We start from the raw sequence: 23,384 nt of genomic DNA, 5'->3' as shown, positions 1-23,384 counted from the left end.
TTGTCAGATCGTCGTGCAGCGTTAGATATGGCGCTTCGTCAAATAGAGAAGCAATTCGGTAAAGGTTCAGTTATGAAACTTGGAGAATCCACTCATATGCAAGTTGAAGTTATTCCTAGTGGATCTATTGCATTAGATATTGCTTTGGGTACAGGCGGTATGCCAAGAGGACGTATTATCGAAATATACGGACCAGAATCTTCTGGTAAAACAACTGTAGCGCTTCATGCAATTGCAGAAGTTCAAAAAGCTGGAGGACAAGCAGCATTTATCGATGCAGAGCATGCTCTAGATCCTCAATATGCTAAAAACTTAGGCGTTAACATTGATGAATTACTACTTTCTCAACCAGATACAGGTGAGCAAGGTCTAGAAATCGCTGAAGCACTTGTACGTAGTGGTGCTGTTGATATTATCGTTGTCGATTCTGTAGCAGCATTGGTACCAAAAGCAGAGATCGAAGGCGAAATGGGAGATTCTCACGTTGGTTTGCAAGCACGTTTGATGTCTCAAGCTTTGCGTAAATTGTCTGGTGCAATCAGTAAATCCAAAACAATCACAATCTTTATCAATCAGCTTCGTGAAAAAGTTGGAGTTATGTTTGGTAACCCTGAGACAACTCCAGGTGGTCGTGCACTTAAATTCTACTCCACTGTACGTTTAGACGTACGTCGTATAGAAGCAATCAAAAACGGTAACGATGTTGTTGGTAACCGTACACGTATCAAAGTTGTTAAAAACAAAGTTGCTCCTCCATTCAAACAAGCTGAAGTAGATATCATGTACGGAGAAGGTATCTCTAAAGAAGGTAGCTTGATCGATATCGGTGTAGAACACGATATTGTAAATAAAAGTGGTGCTTGGTACTCTTACGAAGGTGAACGTATGGGTCAAGGTCGTGAGAACTCTAAACAATTCTTGAAAGAAAATCCGCATATTGCAGATATCATCGAGCAAAAAATTCGTGTATCTAGCAATTTAACAACAGTGGTTGAAGAACCATCTGCTGAAGAAAAAGAAAAAGAGAGTCTTGAAGAGCAAGAATTATTCTCTAAAGCAACTGAATAATAACTTTAAGATGCTTCAAGCTTAAATCCTGTAGCGCCCAGGACGTGAAATACGTTCAGGGCGTTTTTTATTTATATTTAATAAGAGATTCATATGAGCACTATACACTGATTTAAAATATAGATAGACGAAAGGAAACAATTATGGCTGATTATCGTCGTTATTCCAAAAAAACATCAAATACTACATCTGAACCTGAGGGCGATGAAGAATGGGATATCTATGCAGATGAAGGAGAACGCTTAGATGGGTTTCCCGAGGAAGGTGAAGTAGAGATTACCGCTGTAACCCCTCTACGTAAGCCTAGGCATCATTACAAATTATCTTTCGGGGAATTGGCTCTTATGGTACATGAAGATGTTATGATCAAATATAGGCTGTTAAAAGGGATGTCTTTTTCTAAAGAAGAACTAGAGAATATTGTTATTGCGAATGAACGTCAAACAGCATATGCAGAATCTTTAAATTATTTAAGCCGTAAAGCAAGAACTCGTACTGAGATTGCACGCAAACTCAAAGAAAAAGAAATCCATCCTGAAATTATCGAAACGACTCTGGTGCGATTACAACAAGAGAAACTGATCGATGATGAGTTATATGCTCAACAGTGGGCGAAGCAAAGAGTCAAAAGTCAGAAAAAAGGTAAAGTATGGATTAGACAAGAATTACGCCAAAAAGGTGTAAATAAAGAAAATATTGAGCAAGCTTTGGAAGATATCGATCCAGATGATGAGATAGCCAGTGCTACTATATTGGCAGAAAAAAAATGGAAATCCACTTCGGGAGAAGTTTTTGATAAAAAAAGAAAAACAATGGCTTTTTTAATGAGAAGAGGATATTCTTCGGATATTGTAAGGAAAGCATTGGAAGCTGTTCAACAAAAACCAGAAGATGATTGGGAATAACCGCCAAAATCCAAATATAATAAAACAGAATAACCGCTTTATTTGGGGTAACAAACTTGACATCTATAAATACGGTTACGGCAATTGCTTGACAATGTCTTTTGGCAAATAATAAAATGTACTTGTGCAGATTGTCATTTTTACGTCATCTTTTCCCGGCAGGTGATAAGATGAAGGTGATCATGGATTCTGTAGCAAGGCATTTCTGAAGAATTTTAGAATGTTTGATCTCCCTATGAACAGGGAATTAGCACATGTACCCGCATGAGCAATGAAACAAATGCATAAGGGACGAATCATCGATTAACCAATGAACATGTAATTCCCAGGGAATACCTTGGAGGAATCAGCGAGGAGGTGAACAGAATGGAAGTTCTCTGGACCACAATTCTCGTTGTTGCCGCATTATTCTTTGGGTTCTTGGTCGGATATTTTATTCGCAAGTCTCTTGCAGAAGCTAAAATTTCTAGTGCTGAACAAGCTGCTATCCAAATCGTAGAAAGTGCGAAGAAAGAAGCAGAAGCACAAAAGAAAGAAACAGTTCTGGAAGCAAAAGACGAAGTGCACAAACTCAGAACTGAAGCTGAAAAAGACATTCGTGAGCGTCGTAATGAAAATCAACGCCTGGAAAGACGATTGTTGCAGAAGGAAGAGTCGCTGGATAAAAAAATTGAATCATTAGAACGCAAAGAAGAACAAGTGGCTAACAAAGAGAAACGTATTGAAGAGACTCAGCAACAAATCGAACAACTTCACACCAGTCAGGTTGCGGAACTCGAACGAATTTCTAATCTGTCGATGGAAGATGCTCGTGGTATCATTTTGAGCAACGTGGAGCAGGAAGTTCGCCACGAAACATCACAAATGATCAAGGATATTGAACAACAGGCGAAAAATGAAGCAGACAAACGTTCTCGTGAGATTATTACTCTTGCTATTCAACGTTGTGCTGCTGATCATGTAGCCGAGACTACCGTCTCTGTTGTCACCTTGCCTAATGAAGAAATGAAAGGCAGAATTATCGGTCGTGAAGGTCGTAATATTCGTGCATTGGAGACACTTACAGGTATCGATTTAATTATCGATGATACACCGGAAGCTGTTATCCTTTCTGGATTTGACCCGATTCGCCGTGAAATTGCCCGTACAGCTCTTGAAAAACTGGTAGCAGATGGACGTATACATCCTGCAAGAATTGAAGAAATGGTGGATAAAGCACGCCGCGAAGTGGATGAGCGTATCCGTGAATACGGTGAGCAATCTACATTTGAAGTTGGCGTACATGGACTTCATCCAGATCTTATCAAAATTTTGGGTCGTCTCAAATTCCGTACCAGTTACGGTCAAAACGTACTCAAGCACTCCATGGAAGTGGCTTACCTTACCGGCCTAATGGCTTCCGAATTGGGACAAGATATCACATTAGCGAAACGTGCAGGCTTACTGCATGATATCGGTAAAGCACTAGATCACGAAGTGGAAGGTTCTCATGTAGAGATTGGCGTAGAGTTGGCTAAGAAATACAAAGAACATCCAGTCGTTATTAACAGTATTGCGTCTCACCATGGCGACACGGAAGCAACTTCTATTATAGCGATGCTTGTTGGTGCAGCAGATGCATTGTCTGCCGCAAGACCAGGCGCACGTCGTGAAACATTAGAAACGTATATCCGTCGTCTGGAGAAACTAGAAGAAATCTCTGAATCCTTTGAAGGCGTAGAGAAATCTTATGCTATTCAAGCCGGACGCGAAATTCGTGTTATGGTTCAACCGGATAAAGTGGATGATGCAGATAGTTTCCGTTTGGCACGCGATATTACCAAAATGATCGAAAATGAACTGGATTATCCAGGACATATCAAAGTCACTGTAATCCGTGAAACGAGAGCAGTCGATTACGCAAAATAAAGAACGATGCGAAAAGTGACCTGGCAATCAGGTCACTTTTTCTCTTCGTGGATGGAGGAATTATCATTAAAGTTATTTTTATTGGAGATATTGTAGGAAGTACAGGTCGTAAAGCGATTAAAGAGACGCTACCTCGGTTAAAATCAAAGTATACCCCGGACATCATCATAGCGAATGCCGAAAATTCTGCTTCAGGTCGAGGAATTACACGAGGGATTGCACGTCAACTTTTTGAAATGGGTGTACATGGTATAACGATGGGTAACCATACATGGGACAACAAAGAGATTTTTGAATTTATAGATGATGAACCTCGTATGATTCGTCCCGCTAACTTTCCTCCAGGTACGCCTGGTCGTGGATATACGATTATCAAAGCTGGCGGTAAGCAGTTAGGTATTGTTAACCTACAGGGTCGTACCTTTTTACCAGCGATCGATTGTCCTTTTCGCAAAGTCGATGAGATTATGGATGAGCTTAAAGGGAAAGTAAATTGCGTATTAGTTGATTTCCATGCAGAAGCCACTTCTGAAAAGATTGCTATGGGATGGCATTTGGATGGTAGAGCTTCTATGGTCGTTGGTACACACACTCATGTACAAAGTAATGACGATACCTTACTACCCGGCGGAACAGCTTATCTGACCGATACAGGGATGGTAGGCTCGTATGAAGGCGTACTCGGTATGCAGCGTGATGCGGTATTATATAAATTTCAGACACAGTTGCCAGCACGTTTTCAAGTTTGTGAAGGCAAATGGCATTTTCATGCTGTGTATGTGGATATAGACGATCAGACCGGTAGAGCGAAAAAGATCGAAAAGATTCGCATGTATGAAGATGAATGGCATATGGAATAGTTTCAAGTAGAAGCAGGATGTTTAAAATCTTTATAAATTTTCTCTGAAAATAATCGATTTTTGATTTAATTCAGCAGGAACAGTAGAGATGTTGTCGAATATTATCTACTAATCATGGAATCAAGCCATCATTCATTCCCAGGGGAGGTACTTATCATGGAAGTATTAAAAGTTTCAGCAAAATCCAACCCGAATTCTGTAGCAGGAGCATTGGCAGGTGTATTGCGTGAAAGAGGTGCCGCTGAACTTCAAGCCATTGGAGCAGGCGCCCTTAATCAAGCGATTAAAGCAGTAGCTATTGCCCGGGGATTCGTAGCACCAAGTGGAGTTGACCTGATTTGTATTCCAGCCTTTACGGACATTGTGATTGATGGAGAAGACAGAACCGCCATGAAATTGATTGTAGAACCTAGATAATACTGCTGCTATCCTGAACGTAAGTAGATACCTATAGTCCTAACGATCATAGCGTATACCTCTTGCAACAGAGATGATGGTGAAAGTGGTCATTTGTTTGCATACTTGGGACCTGTAAGCTTGTTTTATAAGCTTGGAGGTCTTTTTGCTGAGTTGCTTTTCATTTTTGGTACAAAAGATGTATAATAAAGTAGCATGCATTTTGCAAATGTACGAGTATGTGCGTTTTGTTACAAAGTGCAAATGAAATAGAGAATAATAGAGGAGTGAGTGATTACATGAGTAAAATCGTACCTGTAGGCGTGTCAGCACGTCATATTCATCTAACCCAAGAACATATCGAAGTATTATTTGGTGAAGGTTACCAATTAACAGAATTCAAACCGTTGTCCCAACCAGGACAATTTGCTGCTAATGAAACGGTTGCTGTAGTAGGAAGCAAAGGAACGTTTGAAAAAGTTCGTATTTTGGGACCTGCTCGTCCAGCAACACAATTGGAAATCTCTCGTACGGATTCTTTCGCTATTGGTGTGAAAGCTCCTGTTCGTGAGTCTGGTAAAATCGATGGTACACCGGGTGTACTTCTAAAAGGACCAGCTGGTGAAGTGCAAATCGAAGAAGGCGTGATTGTAGCTGCACGTCATATTCATTTCCATACTTCTGATGCAGAAAAATGGGGAATTAAAGATCAAGAATTGTTAAAAGTGCGTTTGTCTGGTGAACGTGGTCTTGTTCTTGAAAACGTCATTGCACGTGTATCCGATTCTTTCGCTTTGGATATGCACATTGATACAGATGAAGCAAATGCTTCCGGTGCTGCGACTGGTGACACTGCTGAAATTATCGATTAATCATAAATAGATAGACAAAAAGCCTATTTCGCTCTATAGAAATAGGCTTTTTTGTTTATCTTTTTTATGGTACATTCCTTATTAAAATCAAATATACAATGGAGGAATATAGATGTCATGTAAAAGTATAGGCAAATGGATATCATTAGCGATCATTTTATATACATTAAGTGCTATCACGAATACAACCACATCGGTAAGTATAGCAGCATCCAATCTGCCTAGCGCTCAACAAGATGCGTATCAGCAAAATCTTTTTCGGACATTTGATCAATTGCATACAGAACAGGTGGTTCTCGTTACTGCTGTACACAACAATACATTTAAAGGCACACTTCAGGTATATACCAAACAAAATGGACAATGGACACTGCAATTATCGGCATTACCTGTGGTCTTGGGTAAGCATGGACTGGGCAAAACCAAAGAAGGGGATGGTAAAACACCAATCGGTACATATTTATTAGGAACAGCGTTTGGCACAGCACCTAAACCTACAGGGTTACAAGTAGATTATGAACAATACACCGCTCAAGATTACTGGGTCGATGATGTGAATTCTAGTGATTATAATCAGAAAGTGACAGAATCGGGCGACCCCAACCAACGCTGGGCATCTTATGAGAAAATGAATAATCCTCTTTATAAATATGGAATGGTGGTTAATTACAATATCAATCCGATTGTAAAAGGCAAAGGCAGTGCGATTTTTGTACACAAATGGAGAAGTTCCACCCAACCGACAGATGGGTGTATCGCTTTATCAGAAGCCAATTTGTTAAAAGTATTAAAAGCAATTGATCCTGCCAAATCGCCTAAGATTCGTATCGGTACAGTAAGTGCTCGTTAAATCTTGTTAAGTAACTAAGAACATGAACCATTGTACTGGTGGAACAGGTACGATTTGACAGCTTTTTATAATAGAGTAAGCATGATATAATTAGCAGTAATGCTTTTTTAAGATGTTGGAAGAGGCATACAGAAACTTTAGAATGATGCTTACAGTGGGGAGTGGCAGCATGTCAAAAGAAATTAAGGATTATTCCAAGTACTTTGATTTTTCGGATGCTAAAGTGATTTCAGAAGATGAAAACGGCAAAAAAATTCGTATCCGAGGTCGGGAAATCCATATTATATCTGAACCGAATCAACGTGAAGAAAAGAAACGTGGTAAACAAGATGTGCAAGTTGTCTATGAGGGAAGTATTCCAGAAGAACTACGTACTGTTGGGATAGGCAAGCATTATCTTGTCTATACATTTGGTTGTCAGATGAATGAGCACGATTCTGAGACGATCAAAGGTATGTTAGAACAGATGGGCTATCAAGCCACAGAAAGTCGTGAAGAAGCAGATATTATTTTGTTAAATACGTGCGCTATTCGCGAAAATGCAGAAGATCGAGTATTTGGTGAATTGGGTCATCTCAAAACATTAAAACTTGAAAAGCCAGGACTATTATTAGGCGTATGCGGTTGCATGTCTCAAGAAGAAGGCGTCGTTAATCGTATTATGCAAAAGCATGGTTTTGTCGATATGATCTTTGGTACACATAATATTCACCGTCTGCCTTATTTGATTCAAGAATCGCTATTCAGTAAAGAAATGGTCGTCGAGGTCTGGTCCAAAGAAGGAGATATCGTCGAAAATTTACCGAAAAAGCGGCAGGGTATGCGTGGTTGGGTAAATATTATGTATGGATGCGATAAATTCTGTACGTATTGCATCGTGCCTTTTACACGTGGTAAAGAACGCAGTCGTCTTCCGCAAGATGTGATCGCTGAAGTGCGTGAACTAGCACGTCAAGGATTTAAAGAAATTACACTACTAGGTCAAAATGTTAATGCTTATGGCAAAGACTTGACAGGTATGAACTATACATTTGGAGATTTGATGGATGATATCTCCAAAATTGATATCCCGCGTGTTCGCTTCACCACATCGCACCCAAGAGATTTCGATGATCGTCTGATCGAAGTATTGGCTAAAGGTGGTAATCTGGTAGAACATATTCACTTGCCTGTACAATCAGGTAGCAGTGCTGTATTGAAAAAAATGAGTCGTAAATATACACGCGAGTTGTATTTGGATCTGGTAGGTAGAATCAAAGCATCTATTCCGAATGCTGTACTGACTACCGATATTATCGTAGGTTTCCCTGGCGAAACAGACGATCAATTTGAAGAAACATTATCACTTGTACGTGAAGTTGGATTTGATTCGGCATATACATTTATCTATTCACCACGTGAAGGTACACCGGCGGCTGTGATGGAAGACAATGTACCGATGGAAGTGAAAAAAGAACGATTGCAACGCTTGAACCAAACGATTAAAGACTACAGCTTAATCGGTAGTGAAAAATTCTTAGGTCAAGTAGTTGAAGTATTGGTTGAAGGTGAAAGTAAAAACAATTCAACAGTTCTGGCAGGACGCACGCGTTCTAACAAATTAGTTCATTTTGAAGGATCAGCAGACTTGATCGGTCAATTCGTACATGTACAGATTACCGATTACAAAACGTTTTATATCAAAGGCGAACTGGTTGCTGAACCTGCTGTAGCCTATTAATTAAATTTGAGCAAGTAAACGGAGGATTGTCGATGGAGCATCATGATCGCAATGTTGAATCAACGACAGGCGGAGCACCACTTGAATTAAATACACAGGGTCTTTTTATTCGTGAAGATATTATGGCAAAAACCAAGCAATTGGCTGCGCTGATCTCAGAAAGTGAAGAAGTGGATCATTTCAAAAGAGCAGAAAAAATGATTCAATCTCATCCACGAATCGAAGAATTAATTCGTACGATCAAGAAAAAGCAAAAAGAAGTGGTTGCTTTTGAATCGATGAAAAACGAAAAAATGATTGCTAGAATTGAAGGCGAATTAACAGCCTTACAACAAGAACTGGATGATATTCCATTAGTATCGGATTATCAAGAAAGTCAGGTTGAAATTAACGACATGTTACAAATGGTTATTTCAGTTATTCATGATACCGTTTCTGAGAAAATCAATGTAGAGAGCGGTAAGGATTCACCTCCATCGTCCTGCAATGACTAGAACAAATCCAAAGACGCGGAGCATATAGCCGCGTCTTTTTTGATTTTTGTAGAACTCTATGGGCTATCTCTATAGGTACCTGCCATATGATTTCATATTGTTGACTCTACATGCAGAAAGAAGTGAATGGTCATGGAATCTTCTAATTATGGTTATGATTCTGTGTTAATCCGTACTCAATCCAATCACGAATGTATACCTATTGCATTATTAATGCTTGCTGATCCTGATCTAGAAGCGATACAGCGTTACAAAGCATATTGTCGTTGGTGGACAGCAGAGATAGCGAATCATATAGTAGGAGTCTGTGGAGTGCTTCAACGTACAGCACAAGAATGGGAAATTATGAATATCGCAGTCGAAGAGGGTTATGAAAGGCAAGGTATAGGCAGTAAGTTATTGGACGAAGTATTAGAGCAACTCAAGCAATTCAAAGCTAACGTTATTACAGTAGCTACAGGTAATTCCAGTCTGGGCGCACTTGCCTTTTATCAAAAACATGGGTTTCGCATCATAAGAATAGAACATGATCATTTCACTACTCATTATGAACATCCTATTATTGAAAATGGTATTGTATGTCGGGATCAAATTATTTTGCAAAAGAGTTGGGGCGATTCTAACTCTCTATCTTATATGTATCCTTATAGCAAAGAACCTTATTTGGCGATGGTTGTCTCTGTACGAATTGCTCAGATTCGAGATTCTGGTGCTTTGATTCGGATGAAGCAGAAATTAGACGAGCAGACTACCTTTATGTTGCTTGAGCCTGGTGAGCGGAATTTGAATGAAGCAGAACAACGGGATATGATTCGTTATGCACTGCGTAGTGCTAATTCTAATATTTTTCTAGCGGAACACGAAGGTCAGATTATTGGATATTTGGAAGCGATTGGTGGCAAAGTTGCACGTAATCGCCATAGTGTATATATTGTTGTAGGTGTACTGCAAGAGTATGCAAATCGTGGTATAGGACGACGGTTATTTCAGACGATGATTCACTGGGCACAAGATCGTCATTTGCATCGTCTTGAATTGAATGTGCAAGGTAATAATGAACGCGCTTTACATTTATATCGTTCATTGGGTTTTCGGATTGAAGGGATTCAAAAAAACGCATTAGTGGTTGAACAGCGCTATGTAGATTTGATACAAATGGGATTGTTATTGTAACAAGCCGTTTTGAACAGGAGGAGCATTTTTTTGACACATTGGGATGAAATATTAAAAAAAAGCGAACAACTATACTGGGGACTACTAGGTTGCCGTCTTATTGCAAGTGAACAGGATTATATTACGATAGGGCTTACAGCGACACCTCAACATTTAAATCATATGCATATTGTGCATGGTGGTGTACAGATGTCGATGATGGATCAAGTGATGGGGATGTTGTCGATGGCGATTCAAGATGGACAACCTTGTGTAACCACAAATATGAATACTCATTTTGTAGAATCGATGAAAGAAGGCGAACTGTTTGCGACAGCTCGTATACTTCATCTCGCTGGTAGAACAGTGACTTTGCAAGCAGAAGTATCTAACGCAGAAGGAACAATAGGAGCTATCTCAACTGCAACATTTATAGCAACTCGCAAATAAAGATTGACCTATCTGAGAGAATCATTCATAATGATATTATCAAATAGATAAAATGAACAGTGGTGATAACGATGACGGATAACAGCAAACAGCATTCGTATGATGTCAAAAAGTATCGTACGCCCGATGGCGCACCAGCCGATATTGTTATGTTTACTTTGACTAAAAAAGAGCGGAAGACTTTTACCAAAACATTACCTTTACGTGAATTGAAAGTAATGTTGATTCGTCGCCGCTCATGGCCTTTTGCCGGGAAATGGGCGTTGCCTGGTGGATTTTCACACGACGATGAATCGTTATTTGAAGCAGCGCAACGTGAGCTCAAAGAAGAAACAGGAGTAGATGGTCGCCATCTGGAGTATCTCGGTGTCTATAGTGAACCAGGGCGTGATCCTCGTGGTTGGATTATCTCTCATGCGTTTTTTGCTTTAGTAGAAGAGCAGGTGTTAGAGAAACGGCAGGCGGCTGACGATGCAGAAGAAGTAGGTCTATTTACAATTGAAGAAGCACTGGAAAAGCTAGAACTTGGATTTGATCATCATGATATTATTCGTGATGCATATATGCGGATTCAAGAACAGATGCTCAGTACAGTCATCGCCAAAAAGTTTTTACCGCCAGAATTTACATTAAGTGAATTGTATCAGGTGATCAAAGCAGTTGTGCCTGATTTTGAAGAACCGAATTTTATTCGTAAAATTACATCAACTCGTAGTCGCAAAGGTATTATTGAAGAGGTTCACGATGAAGAAGGGAACTTGTTAAGTTCTAATCAGTATTCTCAGCGACCTGCACAATTATATCGTTTTACAGGTCTTGTACCACGTCTTTCAATTTATTCGTAAAGATATTCTGAATCGTTATTTTTATTTCGATATCTGGAGGCGTATATTATGAAAGCTCTAATTGTAATCGATTATACTCGTGACTTTGTAGATGGTGCTTTACCGGTAGGACAACCTGCGATAGATATTGAACAGCGTATGGTAGAGTTGACCGAGAAATTTGTTAATAACGCTGATTATGTAGTGATGGCTGTTGATATGCATGAGCCTAATGATGCTTACCATCCAGAAACCAATCTTTTTCCACCACATAATATTCGTGGTACAGCAGGTCGAGAATTGTATGGTAGGCTGAGTGAAGTGTATGCGAATCATCAACAGCAGATCGTATGGATGGACAAGACTAGATATAGCGCTTTTGCAGGTACTGATCTTGAGTTGAAGTTACGTGAACGTGGAATTACAGAAGTGCATTTAATTGGAGTATGCACAGATATTTGTGTTTTGCATACAGCGGTAGATGCTTATAATAAAGGGTTCAAATTGGTAATCCATACGGATGCAATCGCAAGTTTTAATCCAGAAGGTCATGTATGGGCAATCAGTCATTTTGAACAAAGTATGGGTGCAGAGCTTATTGATAGCTATTAATGTGCAATGATTCACAATTCTGCTTGTGCAGCAGAAAGACGTGCAAGCAGAGTTGCTTTTGCATGATCAACAATGAAGAGGTGACATGGTGATGAATGAAATGGGACTGGCTTTACATACAGATAAGTATCAGATCAATATGATGTATGCTCATTGGATTAATGGTACACATCATAAGAAAGCAGTATTTGAAGCTTATTTCCGCAAACTTCCTTTTGGTAATGGCTACGCCGTTTTTGCAGGTCTGGAACGGATTGTGAATTATATAACCAACTTGAGTTTTCGTGAAGAAGATATTGCTTATCTGGCAGAACAGGAAGAAAACTATGACGCTAAGTTTTTAGAAGAATTGCGCCAGTTCCGTTTTCATGGCAATCTGTTTTCGATGAAAGAAGGAGCAGTTGTTTTTGCAGATGAGCCATTGATTCGTGTAGAAGGTTCGATTATTGAAGCACAGTTGGTAGAAACGGCTTTGCTTAACTTTATGAACTATCAGACCCTAATCGCTACCAAAGCTTCACGCATCAAGCAGGTGGGTGGTAACGATATTCTATTGGAGTTTGGTACAAGACGTGCTCAAGAAGCAGATGCGGCGATCTGGGGAGCCAGAGCAGCCTATATCGCAGGCTTTCATGCAACATCCAATATGTTAGCAGGAGCAAGATTTGGGATTCCTACCAAAGGCACACATGCTCATGCATGGGTACAGAGCTTTGGCAATGAACAAGAAGCGTTTGATCGTTATGCCAATGCGATGCCAGACGGAGTAACATTGCTAGTCGATACTTTTGATACATTAGGTAGCGGTGTTCCACATGCGATCAAAACAGCCAAAGACTTGGAAGCTTGTGGTAAAAAGATGATCGCTATTCGTCTGGATAGTGGTGACCTTGCTTACTTATCGATTCAAGCGCGTAAAATGCTAGACGATGCCGGATTATCGTATGTCAAAATCGTTGCTTCTAATGATCTGGATGAAAATACGATTCTCGATCTAAAAGCTCAAGGAGCACGTATCGATACATGGGGCGTAGGTACACAGTTGATAACAGCATCCGATCAACCTTCTTTAGGTGGAGTATACAAATTAGTCGAATGTGAGATTGATGGTGAAATGGTACCAACGATCAAAATCTCAGCTAATCCTGAAAAAGTATCTACACCGGGCACCAAAGAAGTATACCGGATTATTAATCCAACCAACGGTAAAGCGATCGCTGATTATATCTGTTTCCCTGATGAGAAAGATCCGCTCGAAGGCAAGCGTCTTAAATTATTTAACCCGGCACATCCATATATCCGTAAATATGTATCAGATTATAAAGCTGTTCCGATGTTAGAACCTATTTTTATCGAAGGCAAGCAAGTGTATACGATGCCTAATTTAGAAGAGATTCGCGCTTATCATGTGAGCCAATTGGATGAATTCTGGCCTGAATATTTGCGTAAATTAAACCCTGAGATTTATCGTGTAAATGTAAGTGTGAAAGCTTGGGAAATGAAGCAGAAATTACTTGCGCAATATTTACCAGAAGAAGAATTGTAATTCATATTTAATCCTATGCCAGACCTGCCTTTTGCTAAGGGTAGGTTTTTTGGTTATATACATAGGAGAGTGTTGTTCGTATACTGTACAATTTATCGCTGCCTTATTATACGTTAATCATTATAATCAACAAGGAAATACAGAAAGGATGAATCACATGGAACAGACATTTCGTGCTTTTGTTGTAGAAAAGACAGATCAAGAAGTTACAGGCGGGGTTCAATCGTTACAGTTGGATCAATTACCAGAAGGATCTGTAACTATTAAAGTATCTTATTCAGATGTCAATTATAAAGATGGACTGGCAAGTATCGCAGAAGGCAAAATCGTCAAGCAGTACCCATTTGTACCGGGTATTGATCTGGCAGGAGAAGTGGTACATTCTACTGATGAACAATTTCAAGTAGGAGATCAAGTACTTTGTACAGGCTATAAGCTTGGAGTTAGTCATTATGGCGGATATAGTGAATATGCTCGCGTACCAGCAGAATGGTTGATCAAGCTACCTCAAGGGCTAACTGCCAAAGAAGCGATGATTATCGGCACAGCTGGTTTTACAGCGGGTATGTCTGTCGATGCATTGGTTCAACATGGAGTGAAACCTGAAGATGGCCCTATTCTTGTCACAGGAGCTACCGGTGGAGTCGGCACGATCGCAATATCGATACTAAGTGCATTAGGCTATGAAGTCTATGCAGCAAGTGGCAAAGCAGAGCAAAAAGAATGGTTAACCACATTAGGTGCTACCTCTATTATTTCTAGAGAAGAAGCAGAGCAGACTGTAAAAGGTCCATTAGGCAAATCTACATGGGCAGGTATTATTGATCCTACAGGTGGCAAAGGACTAGGAGAGCGTCTCAAATCATTAACATATCGCGGCGTAGTAGCTGTATCTGGTATGACCGCAGGTAATGATTTTGAAAGTTCAGTATTTCCGTTTATTTTACGTGGAGCGCATCTAATCGGTATCGATTCAGTGTTCTGTCCGTTAGAGATTAGACAACGAGTCTGGAATCATCTAGCAAGCGACTGGAAACCGACAACAGCGATTAATCAGGCAGTGACCGAATATACGCTGGAAGAGATACCACAAGCGTTAGAAACGATTCTGGAAGGCAAAGCAATAGGTCGTCAGTTGATTAAAGTAACATCTTAATTTTCATCTGATGTGACTGTATCAGATAACAAATAACATAGAAAAGCACACTGTTTATCAATCACAGTGTGCTTTTTGCTATATTTTTTGCGCTAATTTCATCTACATATTGTAATTGGTATAACCAGCGATATGCATCATTTCTTATCAAGAAAATAACTATTCTATAATAATTACTTTTCATTTTTAACTATTAAAATTATTTTTTATAAATTTCTCGCATAACATGACCTAACTCGGGAATAATAATTCGTTCCATCGCTAGCTTAACAGCACCTCGTGAACCAGGCATAGAGAACACAGCGGTTCCTCCGATTGTACCTGCAATTGCACGGCTCATAATCGCAGCCGAACCAATATCTTCAGTAAAACTCAAAAAGCGGAAAATTTCTCCAAAGCCAGGCAATTCTTTAGTTAAAAGACTTTGTACCGCTTCAAAAGTTACATCTTGTGGTGCGATACCTGTTCCACCTGTTAACAAAATAGCTTCGACTTCCGGACGTTCTGCGGCATCATGAAGCAATTCACGAATACCTACATAACTATCTTTAACAATCGTATAATCGATAACCTCATAACCATGTTCAGTTAACAGAGATTGCAATAATTGTCCACCTGTATCCGTTTCTATCGTACGTGTATCAGATACTGTAATTACCATACAGCGTACAGTATTAGGTGCTTCTGCGCGATGTTCATCCACTGATCTCATATGATTATTCACTCCTTTGTTCTCATTCAAGCATCTTTGCCATTGTAACACAGGTCATGATTGAGCATGAACACTTGCCAGGTCAGTGTATAATAAAAGAGTAGACCAATAATGAACAAAGTAAAGAAAGAGGCACAAGGAGGATATCAATGACAACACCTGTATATATTTTGTCTGGATTTCTAGGCAGTGGCAAGACTACATTGCTTCAACATATGATTCAAGAATGGAAAGCGCTTGGCAAAACACCTGCTGTCATTATGAATGAGATCGGCGATGTCAATCTGGATGGGATGATGGTTGATCAAGATGTAGCAATGGCTGAATTACTGAGTGGATGTATCTGTTGTTCGATTCGTGCAGATCTAAGCATGGAATTGTACAATCTGATGGAGACCGAAAAGTCTGATGTGATTATTATCGAAGCTTCTGGAGTAGCGAATCCAATCGAGATTTTAGATGCTGTCACCGAGACTTCATTATACAACCGTATGGAATTGAAAAATTTGATTACCGTTGTCGATGCTGCTCATCTATGGGAATTGTATCAAGAGCAAAAAGGTAAAACGTATCGTCTTATGCAAGAACAGATTCGCTGTGCTTCTGTATTAATTTTGAATAAAAGCGATCGTGTTGATGCCGAAACGATTACCAAATTAGAAAGCATTTTGCGGGGCTGGAATGCGTATGCACCTATCCATACTACCGTACGCTGTGAAGTACCAAGTACACTGTATACAGACCTGTCATCGGTAGTCGATGCCAAAGAAACACTGGATAGAAATAAGTCTAATTCATCTGCTAACGAACATCAGCACGATCATTCTGAACATGACCATACTCATGATCATGTTCATGCAGAGCATATGCATGGTTCTCATAGTCATGTGATGGCGTATACACATTATTTTGAACATCAGATCAATAGTGAAGATTTTGAGAATGTGATTCGGTCTTTACCCACCGAAGTATATCGGGCGAAAGGAATTCTAACATTTAACGACACTGCAAGTCGATTTTTGTTCCAGTATGCTTATCGCGAAATGGATTTTATGAAGATTACTCCACAAAAAGAAGTACCGGATGTGGCTGTTTTTATCGGTGAACATTTCGACAAACGGCAGATAAAGGAACAGTTGTTAGCGTTAGAAGAGCAAGCTGCTAAATTATCGTAAGTACACAGTTTCAATATGAGTATAGCCGGGGTAATAGTTCGATATAACTATTACAATCTCAACGGAGGTCATACTAATGATGACTAATCAAAAATTATACCATGCTCATATTGAAGCTTGTGTCGAGGCTATGAATGCTTGTAACCTTTCGTATGTAGCTAATTTGAAAGAATATAATCTTGAAAAATTATGTGAATGTATACGTATTACTCGTGAATGTGCAGAAATCTGCTCTTTTACCGCGCAATCGCTAAGTCAAGGTAGTCAATTTGCAGGTGAAATTGCTGAATTATGTGCAAAAGTATGTGAAGCTTGTATCGCTGAATGTGCTAAGCATGATAATCAACATTCTCGTGAATGTATCGAAGCTTGCCGTCATTGTGTAGAAATGTGTAAAGACCTAATGGTAGCTGCATAATCTACTACTTTATACATAGATGACTGTGATAAATATCTATTGCTAAAGACCTTTGCATATTTGCGAAGGTCTTTTTGTTTGAGTGTTATTGATAGCCTAGCGGTGAATGCATTTTACGAAAAGAGAACATATTTTTTAAAAAATAAAGTTGCTTCAACCTAACATGGTATGTATAATACATTCTAACTTTAATATTTATCGTTAATGAACGAGAGAGTAGCCATAACGATCACTGTTTGAGCAGCGAGCCGGGAGAGTGAAAGCCGGTAAAACATTCGTAGGTGAACCGCACTCGGGAAATGACTTATTGAAAGGGCGACCGCATAGATACTGTTGCGAACCTGTATAGATAAGTCCGGCTGACACCGTTATCGTAATCAAGTGACAGTAAAGTTGATGAATGTGATAGGATTGTATGTCCTGATCGATCATCAATACACTGTACAAAGAGTGGTACCGCGGGAATGCTAATCATAAGCACTCGTCTCTTAAGTGATAATTCACTTAAAAGATGAGTGCTTTTTTGCTGTTTTTTTGAGTATTACCAACGTACCATCATATTATTCAAAGGAGACTAGAACGATGAAATTAGCATCTTTTTTCCAACACCAAGCCGCTTCGATTCTACAACCATTAACATCGCTTACTGAAGAACAATTGATACATATGTTAGAAGTTCCACCACAGATTGAAATGGGTGATCTGGCATTTCCCTGTTACTTACTTGCCAAAACATGGAGACGTTCACCTCAAGCGATTGCGCTTGAATTAACAGCCGCGATTCAAAATCATCCAGATTCTTGGGTGCAAGCTACCGCTGTAGGTGCTTATGTTAATTTGAAATGGAATCGTGAGCATTATGGAGCTCAATTATTATCCAGCTTAGCAGAAAAGCAAAATACTGAACTTATGATCGGCGCAGGGCAGCGGATTGTGATCGATATGTCGTCACCTAATATTGCTAAGCCATTTGGCGTAGGGCATTTACGTTCTACCGTAATCGGAGCAGCTTTGCATCGGATCTATGAGGCAGCAGGATATGAAGCTATTAGAGTCAATCATTTAGGAGACTGGGGAACGCAATTTGGTAAATTAATTACAGCATACTTACGCTGGGGCGATCCAGAACAGCTCAAGCATCATCCGATTCGTGAATCGTTAAGAGTGTATATTCAATTTCATGAAGAGGTTCTACAAGCACCGGAGTTAGAAGATGAAGCAAGAGAATGGTTTGCCAGATTAGAACAAGGTGATGCTCAAGCGGTAGAATTATGGAAGTATTTTGTAGATGTGAGTATAGAGTCACTTCAGCCCATGTATCAACGGTTAGGTGTGGAATTTGATTATGTTTTGGGAGAAAGTTTTTATAATGATAAAATGCCTGCGGTGATCGAACAATTGCAGAGCAAAGGATTGTTAGTAGAAAGCGATGGAGCGCAGGTAGTTAGATTGGATGAGCACCAATTACCACCATGTTTGATTTTGAAATCAGACGGTACAACGATTTATCCTACACGTGATCTGGCTACTGCTATTTACCGCAAAGAAGTGATGGGTGCGGATCAATTAGTCTATGTGGTTGGCGGAGAGCAGACTCTTCATTTCAAACAAGTCTTTGAAGTACTTCGCAAAATGGGCTACACATGGGCAAAAGATTGTACACATGTATCATTTGGATTAATGAAAGTCGATGGCAAAAAAATGTCTACACGTAAAGGAAAAGTTGTCTTTTTAGAGGAGGTACTGGATGAAGCAGTAGAACAGGCACGTCGAATTATTTCTGAAAAAAGCCCTGATTTACCGGATAAAGAGCGTGTAGCTGAACAAGTAGGTATTGGTGCAATTATTTTCGGTGATCTCAAAAATAATCGTCAAAACGAAATCAATTTTTCATTACAACAAGCTGTAACGTTTGAAGGAGAAACAGGGCCTTATATTCAATATACGTATGCTAGAATCCAGAGTATTTTGAGAAAAGTCACATCAGACCCTAATGCTGTTGAACAAGAAATATCCAACCATCCTTGGAGTGATGAAAGTTGGGCTTTGTTGGTTCATTTATCTACCTATACACAACAGTTAGAGCGCGCGGTTGCTCAACATGAGCCATCCATTTTAGCTAGATATATTATCGAAATAGCGAAGTTATTTAACCAATTTTATAATAAAGATCGTATTGTAGATGCCCCTACAGCATTGAAAAATCAGCGTGTAGCATTAACGGTACAAACCGGATTATATTTAAAACGAGTGATGACGTTATTAGGAATAGAGACGCCAGCTCAGATGTAAGATAAGATCAAAAAGGTGCAACAAATAATTACTTCTGTACGTCTAGGGCATTGTAAGGTTGAATAACATACCATTATTCAGCAACAGACCTATTCAAATGGAGGGAATATAATATATGTGGAATCATAAACAAAAAGCAGTAGCAGTATTAACATTATCATTGGCAATTGCTGGGGCAGGAAGTGCAAGTGCAGCTTCTACGTTTACAGATGTAAAAGATAAAGATAATCAAACAGTTGTCAACGCGTTACATGACAAAGGGGTTATTAACGGAGTGAGCTCAACTCAATTTAAGCCGGATATGACATTAACACAACCACAAGCCATTCAAATTCTTGTAAAAGCATTTGATCTTAAAGGTGATGTAACAGAACCAGGTGATGATCTTGCACGTAAAGCATGGTATACCGATTCTTTGCTTATTGCCAAAGCAAATAACTTATCATTGCCAGAAACATTTAATGCTGAAGAAAAAGTAACACGTGAGCAATTTGCTTTATGGTTACATGAAGCGATTAATGTTACAGGAACGTACCCGAGTACAAAAATGTTTGTCGTCTTTACCGATCAAGACAAAATCAGCAAAACAGCTTCAGCAGCGATTCAAGATTTGGTCAATATGAATGTGATCGATCGTAGTACAATGGGTAAAGCATTTATGCCTACCAAAGATATTACACGTATGGAAGCAGCAGAGTGGGTATATCATGCAGTACAAATGGTAGATCGCTACAATAAAGCTAATGATGATACAACAACTCCTACACCGGGCGAAACGGATGGTGGTCAAATGGGTTATGATCCAGAACTTAGCATTGCACCTGCAGATACAGCAGATCAACAAACAGTAACATTGACAGTACAGCTTCCTAACCCAGGATACTCGGTCAAAATTACTGATGTGAAATTGACAGATGATAAGCGTGCAGTGATTAGCTATACTACAGCCAAACCAGCTCCAGGTGAAATGAACCCTCAAGTAATTACAGAAGGCAAAGTAACAACAACAATACCAGCAGGTTATACACCAGAACTAGCTAAATAAAATATTAATTCCTGTATATCTGCAACGTTAATAAATCTTTATACCAAAAAAGACCTGAATCCCACTGTGCTGACATAGACAGTCGGTTCAGGTCTTTTTGATGGATTAATGTAATAAGAAAATCGCAATACACATTATTTCATTAAGGCTTGATAACAGGTGGTTCAGTTGCTTTTTTGGTCTCATATAGATTGGAGCTAACTTTAAACCAATCGAATAGATGAGTCACGATTACTTTGAGTACTGCATATCCAGGAACAGCTAACAAAATACCAACCACTCCGAATAATTTACCAGCTGTTAAAATCACAAAGATAATCGTAATAGGATGCACTTTAAGTGATTTACCCATAATTTGTGGCGAGATAAGCTTACCTTCCACCAATTGAACAATCGTCCATACGATCACCATTTTGAGCAACATAAATGGCGAAGTCACTAATGCGACAATCAATGCTGGTGTGATTGCAATCGCAGGCCCTAAATAAGGAACAATACTTGTACAGGAAGCAACAATGGCTAACACTAATGAGTAATCAAGTCCGATAATCTGATACCCGATATATAGTAGAATCCCTATACATAGACTTACAATAATCTGTCCACGAATATATGAGCTAATTTGGTGGTTCATTTCAGACATCACTTTGCCTGTCTGACTACGTAAAGTGACCGGTACAAATTTCATAATAAAGCCCGGTAATTTGGCACCATCTTTTAATAGGTAAAATAAAATAAATGGCACTGTAACGATAGATAATATCGTTTCTGTTAATGCTCCCAAAAACCCACCGATACCGGTAAACGTCTGATTGATAATCGAAGAACCTTTTTCCGATAAATTTTGTACCAGATCATTAGGATTGATACTAAATGTATGTTGAATTTGTTTGGAAACATCACCGCCCAACCAGTATTGAATCTGATTTACAATTCCATCATAAAAGGCAGGAATATTACGGATTAATTCTCGAATCTGTGTCTGAATGACAGGAATCACAAGACTAACAATTAATACGATCAGACCGATAATAAGAAGGTATAGCAAAATGATGGAATAAATTCTTTTTACTTTACGTTTTTCCAGAAAATTCACTAATGGATTTAGTAAGTAAAATAATATACCGCTTAAAACGATCGGTAAGATGACCGTTTTGACCAAAACAAACAGAGGAGTAAACACATAAGGTATTTTGGAAAGTAGAAAAATATTTAGTGAGATTAACAATAAGACGAGTAAAAAAATAACAAACCGATTGTTTAGAAAAAATAATTTGAATCGCTCGCTCCAAAGCCGAGTTCGTTCCATAGTGATTCATCCCCTTTGACGACGTTATGCTCTAATTAGGTTAGTGAAAAAGCTTTAAGTTAAGAATAGCTTGCTACAAGCAAGAGAGCAAGTTACATATACAAGGATATGAAAAAACACACAAAAATGATTATTGCGTCGAAAGACTCATAAAATTTACTTTGCTATGACTTTTATCACACCGATTTCTCTTATTTTTTGCTAAAATTTAAATTAATAAGTGACTCAAGTGGTAGAAAAGTAAATACAAGTAGGAGCAAAGTATGGCTCATCTTTTGACTCATTATCCAGTATATGACCTTATTTATTTCTACTCCAAATCTTAGATATATGAGGTGTATCATGAAATTATCTTTAGGTTCAAAATTAGTGTTGAGTTTTATCGGCGTATCTATTATTACGTATGGAACAAGTGCTTTTTTTATTTTTTACTTGAAAGCGTATTTAGCAACAGCGATGAGTGATTGGTTATATGTATCTATTATATTGCTTATGGGTATTACATGGAGCGGAATATTAGGATTTGTTATTTCTAAATTTTTAACTAAGCCAATCGTTAATTTATCCAAAGCCGCCAAACGGGTATCAGACGGTGATCTGATGGTAGATATTCCAGAACGTCGTGAAGAAGATGAGATCAAAGTGCTTAACGATGCGTTTCGCGTAATGGTTACCAATATTAAAGATATTATTAATGATATTTCTAACAATACCACTACAACATCGCATAATGCAGAGAATTTAAGTCAATCTATCACAGAAGCGACTAGCCAGATTGAATCGATGGCAGCAGTAGCCGATGATATTTATCATGGTGTCGGTAAGCAACGTGAATCTTCTGAATCTTCACTTCAGACGGCAGAGCAGATGTTAGGTTCTTTTCAAGAAATGAAAGAGAAGTCATCGCATATGCGCGCATTGTCCAGTAATATGGAGCAATCGGTAGAAGCAACCAAGCATATTTTTTCATCGTTAAAATCAGGTATGAGTACCCTTGCAGACTCTCAGACACAAGCGGAACAAACGGTACGTCTACTGGATCATCAAGCTTCCGATATCGGTGCTGTTACAGGAACGGTTAAAGAATTAGCCGAACAGACTCATTTGTTAGCATTAAATGCTTCTATTGAAGCCGCCCATGCAGGGGAGCATGGAGCAGGATTTGCAGTAGTAGCGACAGAAATTCGTAAATTAGCTGAACAAAGTAACGATTCTGCGCAAAAAATTCATAGTCTGATTATGGCAGTCCAATCTCAGATTCATGATACAGTGCAATTGATTCATAATCAAAATGAACTGGTACAAAATGAAACATCCAATACGCATAAAGTCGAATCTACACTGATTGAATTTGCAAATGTAGTTTATGAATTTATGTCTGCTGTTCAAGGAATGGAACATTCGATCACTGAACAAACTGACCGTGTAGAATTAACATACCAGAATGTGCATACAATTCGTCAAATGGCTGATAAATTTTATGAAGGAGCCAAACAAATCTCAATGGCTACTCATGAAGAAACAGCAATCATGGAAGAAATCTCATCATCGTCTGATGAACTGAGCATGATGACCAGTCGTTTATTAGAAAAAACAAAAGCGTTTTCGTTGTAAAAATTG

22 protein-coding genes are annotated in these 23,384 nt (G+C 39.0%); 20 read left to right on the top strand and 2 right to left on the bottom strand.

Annotated features, from left to right (window positions below):
* The 15 genes from recA to PQ460_RS14615 all read left to right on the top strand — a co-directional run bounded on the left by recA (position 1) and on the right by PQ460_RS14615 (position 14,813).
* Entirely contained in the window at positions 1–1,068 is a 1,068-nt protein-coding gene (gene recA, locus PQ460_RS14685) for a recombinase RecA (protein WP_273616285.1), read from the top strand.
* Between the two features lie 143 nt (positions 1,069–1,211).
* Entirely contained in the window at positions 1,212–1,973 is a 762-nt protein-coding gene (locus tag PQ460_RS14680) for a regulatory protein RecX (protein ID WP_273615822.1), read from the top strand.
* Positions 1,974–2,339: 366 nt separating this feature from the next.
* A complete protein-coding gene (gene rny / locus PQ460_RS14675; protein WP_069327318.1) occupies positions 2,340–3,881 on the top strand; it encodes a ribonuclease Y in 1,542 nt (513 codons plus the stop codon).
* A gap of 65 nt (positions 3,882–3,946) precedes the next feature.
* Entirely contained in the window at positions 3,947–4,741 is a 795-nt protein-coding gene (locus PQ460_RS14670; protein WP_273616286.1) for a TIGR00282 family metallophosphoesterase, read from the top strand.
* Between the two features lie 156 nt (positions 4,742–4,897).
* Entirely contained in the window at positions 4,898–5,158 is a 261-nt protein-coding gene (locus tag PQ460_RS14665) for a stage V sporulation protein S (protein WP_017813748.1), read from the top strand.
* Positions 5,159–5,436: 278 nt separating this feature from the next.
* Complete coding sequence (gene pduL, locus PQ460_RS14660) at positions 5,437–6,009, top strand: phosphate propanoyltransferase (protein WP_273615823.1); 573 nt, start codon at positions 5,437–5,439, stop codon at positions 6,007–6,009.
* 112 nt (positions 6,010–6,121) lie between these two features.
* Positions 6,122–6,859, top strand: coding sequence for a L,D-transpeptidase family protein (locus tag PQ460_RS14655; protein ID WP_274170289.1), 738 nt, complete (start codon positions 6,122–6,124; stop codon positions 6,857–6,859).
* A gap of 169 nt (positions 6,860–7,028) precedes the next feature.
* Positions 7,029–8,579 carry a tRNA (N6-isopentenyl adenosine(37)-C2)-methylthiotransferase MiaB gene (gene miaB / locus PQ460_RS14650; protein ID WP_274170288.1) on the top strand — a complete coding sequence of 517 codons (1,551 nt, stop codon included), beginning with the start codon at positions 7,029–7,031 and terminating at the stop codon, positions 8,577–8,579.
* 32 nt (positions 8,580–8,611) lie between these two features.
* The gene (locus tag PQ460_RS14645) at positions 8,612–9,073 is read left to right on the top strand and encodes a YlbF/YmcA family competence regulator (protein WP_204824512.1); all 462 of its coding nucleotides are present in this window, start codon (positions 8,612–8,614) and stop codon (positions 9,071–9,073) included.
* A gap of 132 nt (positions 9,074–9,205) precedes the next feature.
* Positions 9,206–10,246: a GNAT family N-acetyltransferase gene (locus PQ460_RS14640; protein ID WP_274170287.1), complete on the top strand. Its 1,041-nt coding sequence runs from the start codon at positions 9,206–9,208 to the stop codon at positions 10,244–10,246.
* Between the two features lie 30 nt (positions 10,247–10,276).
* Positions 10,277–10,675 (top strand): PaaI family thioesterase, encoded by a 399-nt coding sequence (locus tag PQ460_RS14635; protein WP_273615827.1) that lies wholly within the window; start codon positions 10,277–10,279, stop codon positions 10,673–10,675.
* A 71-nt stretch (positions 10,676–10,746) separates the two neighbouring features.
* A complete protein-coding gene (locus tag PQ460_RS14630) occupies positions 10,747–11,520 on the top strand; it encodes an NUDIX domain-containing protein (RefSeq protein WP_204824509.1) in 774 nt (257 codons plus the stop codon).
* A 48-nt stretch (positions 11,521–11,568) separates the two neighbouring features.
* On the top strand, positions 11,569–12,111 hold the full coding sequence (locus PQ460_RS14625) for a cysteine hydrolase family protein (protein WP_274170286.1): 543 nt from the start codon (positions 11,569–11,571) through the stop codon (positions 12,109–12,111).
* A 91-nt stretch (positions 12,112–12,202) separates the two neighbouring features.
* Positions 12,203–13,657: a nicotinate phosphoribosyltransferase gene (locus PQ460_RS14620; protein WP_274170285.1), complete on the top strand. Its 1,455-nt coding sequence runs from the start codon at positions 12,203–12,205 to the stop codon at positions 13,655–13,657.
* Between the two features lie 157 nt (positions 13,658–13,814).
* On the top strand, positions 13,815–14,813 hold the full coding sequence (locus PQ460_RS14615; RefSeq protein WP_274170284.1) for an acrylyl-CoA reductase family protein: 999 nt from the start codon (positions 13,815–13,817) through the stop codon (positions 14,811–14,813).
* Between the two features lie 199 nt (positions 14,814–15,012).
* On the opposite strand, the gene PQ460_RS14610 is transcribed toward PQ460_RS14615, so the two are convergent.
* Positions 15,013–15,525, bottom strand: a complete 513-nt coding sequence (locus PQ460_RS14610) for a MogA/MoaB family molybdenum cofactor biosynthesis protein (protein WP_273615831.1) — start codon at positions 15,523–15,525, stop codon at positions 15,013–15,015.
* A gap of 149 nt (positions 15,526–15,674) precedes the next feature.
* Between PQ460_RS14610 and PQ460_RS14605 the strand changes: the two genes are divergently transcribed.
* From PQ460_RS14605 to PQ460_RS14590, 4 genes are all read left to right on the top strand, one after another.
* Positions 15,675–16,700 (top strand): CobW family GTP-binding protein, encoded by a 1,026-nt coding sequence (locus PQ460_RS14605; RefSeq protein WP_274170283.1) that lies wholly within the window; start codon positions 15,675–15,677, stop codon positions 16,698–16,700.
* Positions 16,701–16,779: 79 nt separating this feature from the next.
* Positions 16,780–17,118 carry a four-helix bundle copper-binding protein gene (locus tag PQ460_RS14600; RefSeq protein ID WP_274172944.1) on the top strand — a complete coding sequence of 113 codons (339 nt, stop codon included), beginning with the start codon at positions 16,780–16,782 and terminating at the stop codon, positions 17,116–17,118.
* A 582-nt stretch (positions 17,119–17,700) separates the two neighbouring features.
* Positions 17,701–19,410 (top strand): arginine--tRNA ligase, encoded by a 1,710-nt coding sequence (argS, locus tag PQ460_RS14595; protein ID WP_274170282.1) that lies wholly within the window; start codon positions 17,701–17,703, stop codon positions 19,408–19,410.
* A 115-nt stretch (positions 19,411–19,525) separates the two neighbouring features.
* Entirely contained in the window at positions 19,526–20,455 is a 930-nt protein-coding gene (locus tag PQ460_RS14590) for an S-layer homology domain-containing protein (protein ID WP_274170281.1), read from the top strand.
* Between the two features lie 142 nt (positions 20,456–20,597).
* Here the strand turns inward: PQ460_RS14590 and PQ460_RS14585 are convergent, their stop codons facing one another.
* Entirely contained in the window at positions 20,598–21,764 is a 1,167-nt protein-coding gene (locus PQ460_RS14585) for an AI-2E family transporter (RefSeq protein ID WP_273615835.1), read from the bottom strand.
* 342 nt (positions 21,765–22,106) lie between these two features.
* Here PQ460_RS14585 and PQ460_RS14580 point away from each other — a divergent pair, with 342 nt between their 5' ends.
* On the top strand, positions 22,107–23,378 hold the full coding sequence (locus PQ460_RS14580; RefSeq protein ID WP_274170280.1) for a methyl-accepting chemotaxis protein: 1,272 nt from the start codon (positions 22,107–22,109) through the stop codon (positions 23,376–23,378).
* Positions 23,379–23,384: the final 6 nt, after the last annotated feature.

It is taken from the genome of Paenibacillus sp. KACC 21273 (genome assembly GCF_028736095.1).
In the GTDB taxonomy this organism is placed as follows: domain Bacteria; phylum Bacillota; class Bacilli; order Paenibacillales; family Paenibacillaceae; genus Saccharibacillus; species Saccharibacillus kyungheensis.
Note: the sequence above shows the minus strand (reverse complement) of the source record. Positions and strands in the feature narration are given on the sequence as shown.

Coding starts and splice junctions, on each gene's coding strand:
- PQ460_RS14610 (WP_273615831.1), bottom strand. CDS start 15,525: ATGAGATCAGTGGATGAACATCGCGCAGAAGCACCTAATACTGTACGC.
- PQ460_RS14645 (WP_204824512.1), top strand. CDS start 8,612: ATGGAGCATCATGATCGCAATGTTGAATCAACGACAGGCGGAGCACCA.
- PQ460_RS14665 (WP_017813748.1), top strand. CDS start 4,898: ATGGAAGTATTAAAAGTTTCAGCAAAATCCAACCCGAATTCTGTAGCA.
- PQ460_RS14600 (WP_274172944.1), top strand. CDS start 16,780: ATGACTAATCAAAAATTATACCATGCTCATATTGAAGCTTGTGTCGAG.
- PQ460_RS14655 (WP_274170289.1), top strand. CDS start 6,122: ATGTCATGTAAAAGTATAGGCAAATGGATATCATTAGCGATCATTTTA.
- PQ460_RS14625 (WP_274170286.1), top strand. CDS start 11,569: ATGAAAGCTCTAATTGTAATCGATTATACTCGTGACTTTGTAGATGGT.
- PQ460_RS14640 (WP_274170287.1), top strand. CDS start 9,206: ATGGAATCTTCTAATTATGGTTATGATTCTGTGTTAATCCGTACTCAA.
- PQ460_RS14585 (WP_273615835.1), bottom strand. CDS start 21,764: ATGGAACGAACTCGGCTTTGGAGCGAGCGATTCAAATTATTTTTTCTA.
- rny (WP_069327318.1), top strand. CDS start 2,340: ATGGAAGTTCTCTGGACCACAATTCTCGTTGTTGCCGCATTATTCTTT.
- PQ460_RS14615 (WP_274170284.1), top strand. CDS start 13,815: ATGGAACAGACATTTCGTGCTTTTGTTGTAGAAAAGACAGATCAAGAA.
- PQ460_RS14605 (WP_274170283.1), top strand. CDS start 15,675: ATGACAACACCTGTATATATTTTGTCTGGATTTCTAGGCAGTGGCAAG.
- miaB (WP_274170288.1), top strand. CDS start 7,029: ATGTCAAAAGAAATTAAGGATTATTCCAAGTACTTTGATTTTTCGGAT.
- PQ460_RS14580 (WP_274170280.1), top strand. CDS start 22,107: ATGAAATTATCTTTAGGTTCAAAATTAGTGTTGAGTTTTATCGGCGTA.
- PQ460_RS14620 (WP_274170285.1), top strand. CDS start 12,203: ATGAATGAAATGGGACTGGCTTTACATACAGATAAGTATCAGATCAAT.
- PQ460_RS14590 (WP_274170281.1), top strand. CDS start 19,526: ATGTGGAATCATAAACAAAAAGCAGTAGCAGTATTAACATTATCATTG.
- PQ460_RS14630 (WP_204824509.1), top strand. CDS start 10,747: ATGACGGATAACAGCAAACAGCATTCGTATGATGTCAAAAAGTATCGT.
- argS (WP_274170282.1), top strand. CDS start 17,701: ATGAAATTAGCATCTTTTTTCCAACACCAAGCCGCTTCGATTCTACAA.
- PQ460_RS14680 (WP_273615822.1), top strand. CDS start 1,212: ATGGCTGATTATCGTCGTTATTCCAAAAAAACATCAAATACTACATCT.
- pduL (WP_273615823.1), top strand. CDS start 5,437: ATGAGTAAAATCGTACCTGTAGGCGTGTCAGCACGTCATATTCATCTA.